The sequence below is a fragment of the Streptomyces sp. NP-1717 genome, assembly GCF_022695985.1.
Classification (GTDB): Bacteria; Actinomycetota; Actinomycetes; order Streptomycetales; family Streptomycetaceae; genus Streptomyces.
This window is the reverse complement of sequence record NZ_JAAPBF010000359.1, coordinates 1-4,573: the sequence shown is the minus strand read 5'-3', so window position 1 is coordinate 4,573 and position 4,573 is coordinate 1. Positions and strand designations below refer to the sequence as shown.

Below are 4,573 nucleotides of genomic sequence, written 5' to 3'. Positions count from 1 at the left end.
CGCGAGGTGTCACGGGACATCGAGAAGGGATACCGGACACCGGCGGGCGCGCGAACGTGACAGTTACGCGTGGAAGCCGTTGCAGACGATGGACGTGTACTTCGTGGGTCCGCCCTCGACGTGGTAGAGCACCACGGTCCAGTCGCCCGGATCGTCACTCACCGGGATCGCGTCGACCGTCCGCTTGCCGAAGTGGGCCTGGAAGTCTTCGGGGTACCGGAACTTGATGGTGCCGCCCGAGGACCACTTGGAGTAGAGGTCGACAGGTTCGGTGGTGAAGCCGATGCCCTTCCCCGTCGACTTGAGGGGGCGCCCGGTGGTGCGGTCGGTCTCGTGCGGCGGGCGTACTCCGACGGACACGTAGTACGGCGCGGGGCGCTTTCCCTTCCCCGCGTCCTTGGGGCGGAAGGCCACCGAGGCGGTGCCCGAGCCGGTGGTGTGCGAGACGGAGGACTGCAAGTCCCTGGGCGGTGAGGCGTCGGCGAGACTGCCCAGGTCGCAGAAGCCGATGCCCTGGGACGCCTGGACCGAATCGTCCGACAGGGTCCAACGGTCCTGCGAGTCACGGTCGTTCACGATGTAATCCGGTGGGCCCTGCGGCGTGTCGTCCTTCGCCTCGTTCTCCGTACCGTCCTTGGCGCCGTCCTTCGTCCCGTTGTCGGCGCTCGGCCCGGACGTGGTGGCTCCGGAGGTGCCCGCCTCGGAGTCCTTGCCGTCGTCGTTCTGTCCGGGAAGCAGCCAGAGCGCCAGCGGCACGACGAGCCCCAGCGCGCACACCGCGAGCCAGCCCTTGCGCCGTCCCGGCCGGGTGGCGGGCGTCGGCCGGGGGTCGGGCGCGGCGTACGGGGTGGTCCCGTCGTATCCCCAGCGTGCGGGCTCGGCCGGCCGCGTGGCAGGGGCGGCTCCGGGCTCGGACTCCGCAGCCGATACGACGTGGTCCGGTACGGCTTCGGCGTCGCGGGCCACCGACCGGTAGTGCGCGTCCGCCGCCAGCGCGGAGTCCACCGCGCATCCGGTGATCACCGCGGCCAACTCGGGCCGATCGGCGGGGTCCTTGGCGACGCACCGCCGGACGAGCCCGGCCAGATCGTCGCGCACGCCCGTCAGGTCGATGTCCTCGTGAACGGTCCGGTAGCTCACCGCAGACGCCTCCCCGGCGCCGTACGGAGGCCGCCCGGTCGCGGCGTACGCGATCGTCGCGCCCAGCGCGAAGACGTCCGCCGCCGGGCCGACCTCGTTGCGCAGGAGTACCTCGGGCGCGGCGTATCCGGGTGTTCCCGGTGCCATTCCGGCCTGGGTGAGGATCGTCCGCTCAAGTCCCCGGGCGATGCCGAAGTCGATCAGCTGCGGTCCCTGTGGCGCGAGGATGACGTTCTGCGGTTTGAGGTCCCGGTGCGTGACCCCGTGGACATGGACGGTGGCCAGCCCCTCGGCGAGCGCGGCGAACAGCCCCAGCGCGCTCTCGGGCGGGAAGGGACCGCTCGCGAGCACGGCGTCGCGCAGTGTGGGTCCCGGCACGTACTCGGTGGCCAGCCAGTACGGGGAGGCGTCGAGCGACGCCTCGATCAACTGGGCGGTGTAGGGGCTGCGTACGGTTTCCATGGTCGCGGCTTCCCGCCGGAACCTGGCCAGTGACTCCGGATGGTCACTGATCTCGTCGCGGATCACCTTCACCGCCACCAGCCGGCCGCCCGGCGAACGGCCGAGATACACCTGGCCCATGCCGCCCGCGCCGAGCCGGGCGAGAATCTGCCACACGCCTATTCGCGCGGGATCTTGGGGTCGCAGCTCATCCACGGCACGACTTTGCCACACGCGGACGTCCGGCGGCCCGCGAGAGTTGTACCAGGAACGTACCAACACCGCGCGCTGGCGGCGGTGTTGGAGCCCGACCCGGGCGGCGACGGAGGCCGGTCAGCGCATCCGCAGGACGATCTTCCCCCGGCTGTGCGGCCCGGCGAGCGCCGTGTACGCCTCCTGGACCCGCTCGATGGGGTACGTGGCGCTGACGGCGGCGCTGAGCTCACCCTCCGCGATCAACGCCGCCAGCTCGGCCAGCACGTCCGAGCGGGCCGCGGTCATGTTCCCGTCGCTCTTGGTGCCGAACTTCTTCGCGGCGGGGAAGTCGATGAGGGTGTTGATCCGTACGGGGGCGACGCCCAGCCGCAGGGCGAGTTCGACGTAGCCGCCCCCGTACGCGTCGATGAACGCGTCCACCCCACCGGGCGCCGCGCCACGGAGCTGCTCCTCGACATCCGCCAGGCCCTCGGCACCCTCGCCGTACGCGATCGGCACCGCGCCGAGGGAGGCGAGCCAGTCGTGATTGGCCTCGCCCGCGACGGCGAGGACCCGCACATCCTGACGCCGGAGCAGTTGGACGGCCAGGGAGCCCACCCCGCCCGCTGCGGCGCTGATCGCAACGGTCTCACCTGGCTCGGCCCCGACCGCCCGGACGGCCGCATAGGCGGTGGTGCCCGCCACGAACAGGGACCCCGCCACGTCCCAGCCGACGGCCGCGGGCTTGGGCGTCACCTGGTCGGCGGGCACGGCGACGTAATCGGCCTGCGCCGCACGCCGGTTGGTGAACCCGATCACCGGTGTGCCGATCGGAGCCGTGGACACGGCGCTGCCCACGGCGACGACGTGGCCCGCGAAGTCACTGCCCTGACCGGAGGGGAAGGTGGCCGGCCAGACGGAGTGCGCCAGCCCCTCCCGTACCCCGATCTCGCCGGGGTTGAGTCCCGCGGCGACCACTTCGACCACGACCTCGTCGGCGGCCGGGGCGGGTGTGGCGACATCGGCGACGTACAGGACTCCGACCGCGCCGTAGCGGTCGTAGCGGACGGCTCTGGGCATGCGAGTACTCCTTCGGAACGGCCGGGACGGCTGGGACGGGTGAAGCGGGATGGCCGGGCGGGACTTTCGAAACACGCCCTAGCGTCGGCCGATGGCGTCGAGTTCGGCCACCGCGTCGGCCGGCAGGCGCAGCTCGGCCGCGGCGATGTTCTCCCGCAGGTGGCCGACGGAAGAGGTGCCCGGGATCAGGACCGTGGTGGGCGAGCGCTGGAGCAGCCAGGCCAGCGCGACCTGCTGCGGTGAGGCGCCCAGGCGCGCGGCGACCGACGTCAGGGTCCCGGACTGCAACGGGCTGAACCCGCCGAGGGGGAAGAACGCGGCGAAGGCGATGTTCTCCGCCGCGCACCGGTCCACCAGGGCGTCGTCCGCCCGGTTGGCGAGGTTGTAGAGGTTCTGGACGGTGACGACGGGCGCGATGGACCGCGCCTCGGTGAGCTGGGCGTCGGAGACGCCGCTGAGCCCGAGGTGGCGGATCAGGCCCTGCTCGCGCAGCTCGGCCAGGGCGCCGAACTGCTCGGCGACGGAGTCGTCGGAGGCGCCTTCGGTGTCCATGCGCAGGTTGACCACATCAAGGGTGTCCAGACCCAGATGGAGCAGGTTCTCCTGGACCTGGACCCTCAGGTCGGCGGGGTCCAGCGACGAGAACCAGCCGCCGTCCGCACTGCGACGGCCGCCGACCTTGGTGACGATGCGCAGGTCGGCGGGGTAGGGGTGCAGGGCTTCCTTGATCAGCTCGTTGACGACGGTGGGACCGTAGAAGTCGCCGGTGTCGATGTGAGTGACTCCGAGCGCGACCGCCTCGCGCAGGACGGCGAGGGCCTCGTCACGGTCCTTCGGCGGGCCGAAGACCCCGGGGCCCGCCAGTTGCATGGCCCCGTAGCCCATCCGGCTGATCGTGAGACCCTCCGCCGGGGTGAGGGTTCCGCCGGGAACGGTGGTGGTCATGTCGCGCCTTTCCTCTTCATCTCTCGTCTGCCGGGCAGCTCACCTCGCGCATACAAGATGATTTGCCCATTTCTTCGGTTTCCTCCCCGAGTGATGATCTGGGCAGCACTCCCGGGTCCCCGGGAGCGGGCACGTCACGACGTCCGGCGACCTGAGCCCGGGGCCGGCCGGCCCCTCACGGTCGGCGGCCGAAGAACTCCACCTCCGCCACGGCGATCCGGCGGTCCTTCCCGGTGCCGTACGCCGAGTTGACGGTGAACCTGACCCGTACGGTCTCCGAGCCCCGCAGGTCGAAGGTCTGCTCGCCCGCCTGATCCCGCAGGCGGATCGTACGGGTCGTCCGCTCGCCGTCCCGAGAGGTCAGCAGCACGGTGATCCCGGCCGGGCGGGCCTGCGTCAGGAATTCGTCCTTGCGTGCGGATGTCCCCGAGAACACGATCAGCTTCGTCAGCTTCACCGGCTGCGCGAAGTCGCACTCCAGGAACTCCCCGATACCGTCCCCGGTCTCCTTCGGCGCCCAGTAACGGTTGTTGAACCCGTCGACGGCCGCGCCCGCCGGATGACCCGACGCGGCGCCCGAGGCACGGCACTCGGCGGGCGGTACCGACTCGGGCTTCCCCGTCTCCTCCTTCGCGACACCGAACAGCCCCGACAGATGGGGGAGCGCGAACCAGATCCCCACCGCCACCAGGATCAGCACGACCGGCAGACCGATCCGTGGCCTGCGCCATCCTCGCCGTGGGCGGGTCCCGGCGACGGGGGACCGCCGGGA

4 protein-coding genes are annotated in these 4,573 nt (G+C 71.4%); all 4 read right to left on the bottom strand.

From position 1 onward, the window contains the following. Positions 1-63: 63 nt before the first annotated feature. Positions 64-1,797 carry a serine/threonine-protein kinase gene (locus GXP76_RS34230; RefSeq protein WP_242575517.1) on the bottom strand — a complete coding sequence of 578 codons (1,734 nt, stop codon included), beginning with the start codon at positions 1,795-1,797 and terminating at the stop codon, positions 64-66. Between the two features lie 117 nt (positions 1,798-1,914). After that, positions 1,915-2,856, bottom strand: coding sequence for an NADP-dependent oxidoreductase (locus tag GXP76_RS34225; RefSeq protein ID WP_242575516.1), 942 nt, complete (start codon positions 2,854-2,856; stop codon positions 1,915-1,917). A 78-nt stretch (positions 2,857-2,934) separates the two neighbouring features. Continuing rightward, on the bottom strand, positions 2,935-3,801 hold the full coding sequence (locus GXP76_RS34220; RefSeq protein WP_242575515.1) for an oxidoreductase: 867 nt from the start codon (positions 3,799-3,801) through the stop codon (positions 2,935-2,937). A gap of 175 nt (positions 3,802-3,976) precedes the next feature. Then, the coding region (locus GXP76_RS34215; protein WP_242575514.1) for a discoidin domain-containing protein at positions 3,977-4,573 on the bottom strand (597 nt) is incomplete at its 5' end.

Bases quoted from the DNA above. Each gene is read 5' to 3' on its own strand.
- GXP76_RS34220 (WP_242575515.1), bottom strand. From the start codon at position 3,801: ATGACCACCACCGTTCCCGGCGGAACCCTCACCCCGGCGGAGGGTCTC.
- GXP76_RS34225 (WP_242575516.1), bottom strand. From the start codon at position 2,856: ATGCCCAGAGCCGTCCGCTACGACCGCTACGGCGCGGTCGGAGTCCTG.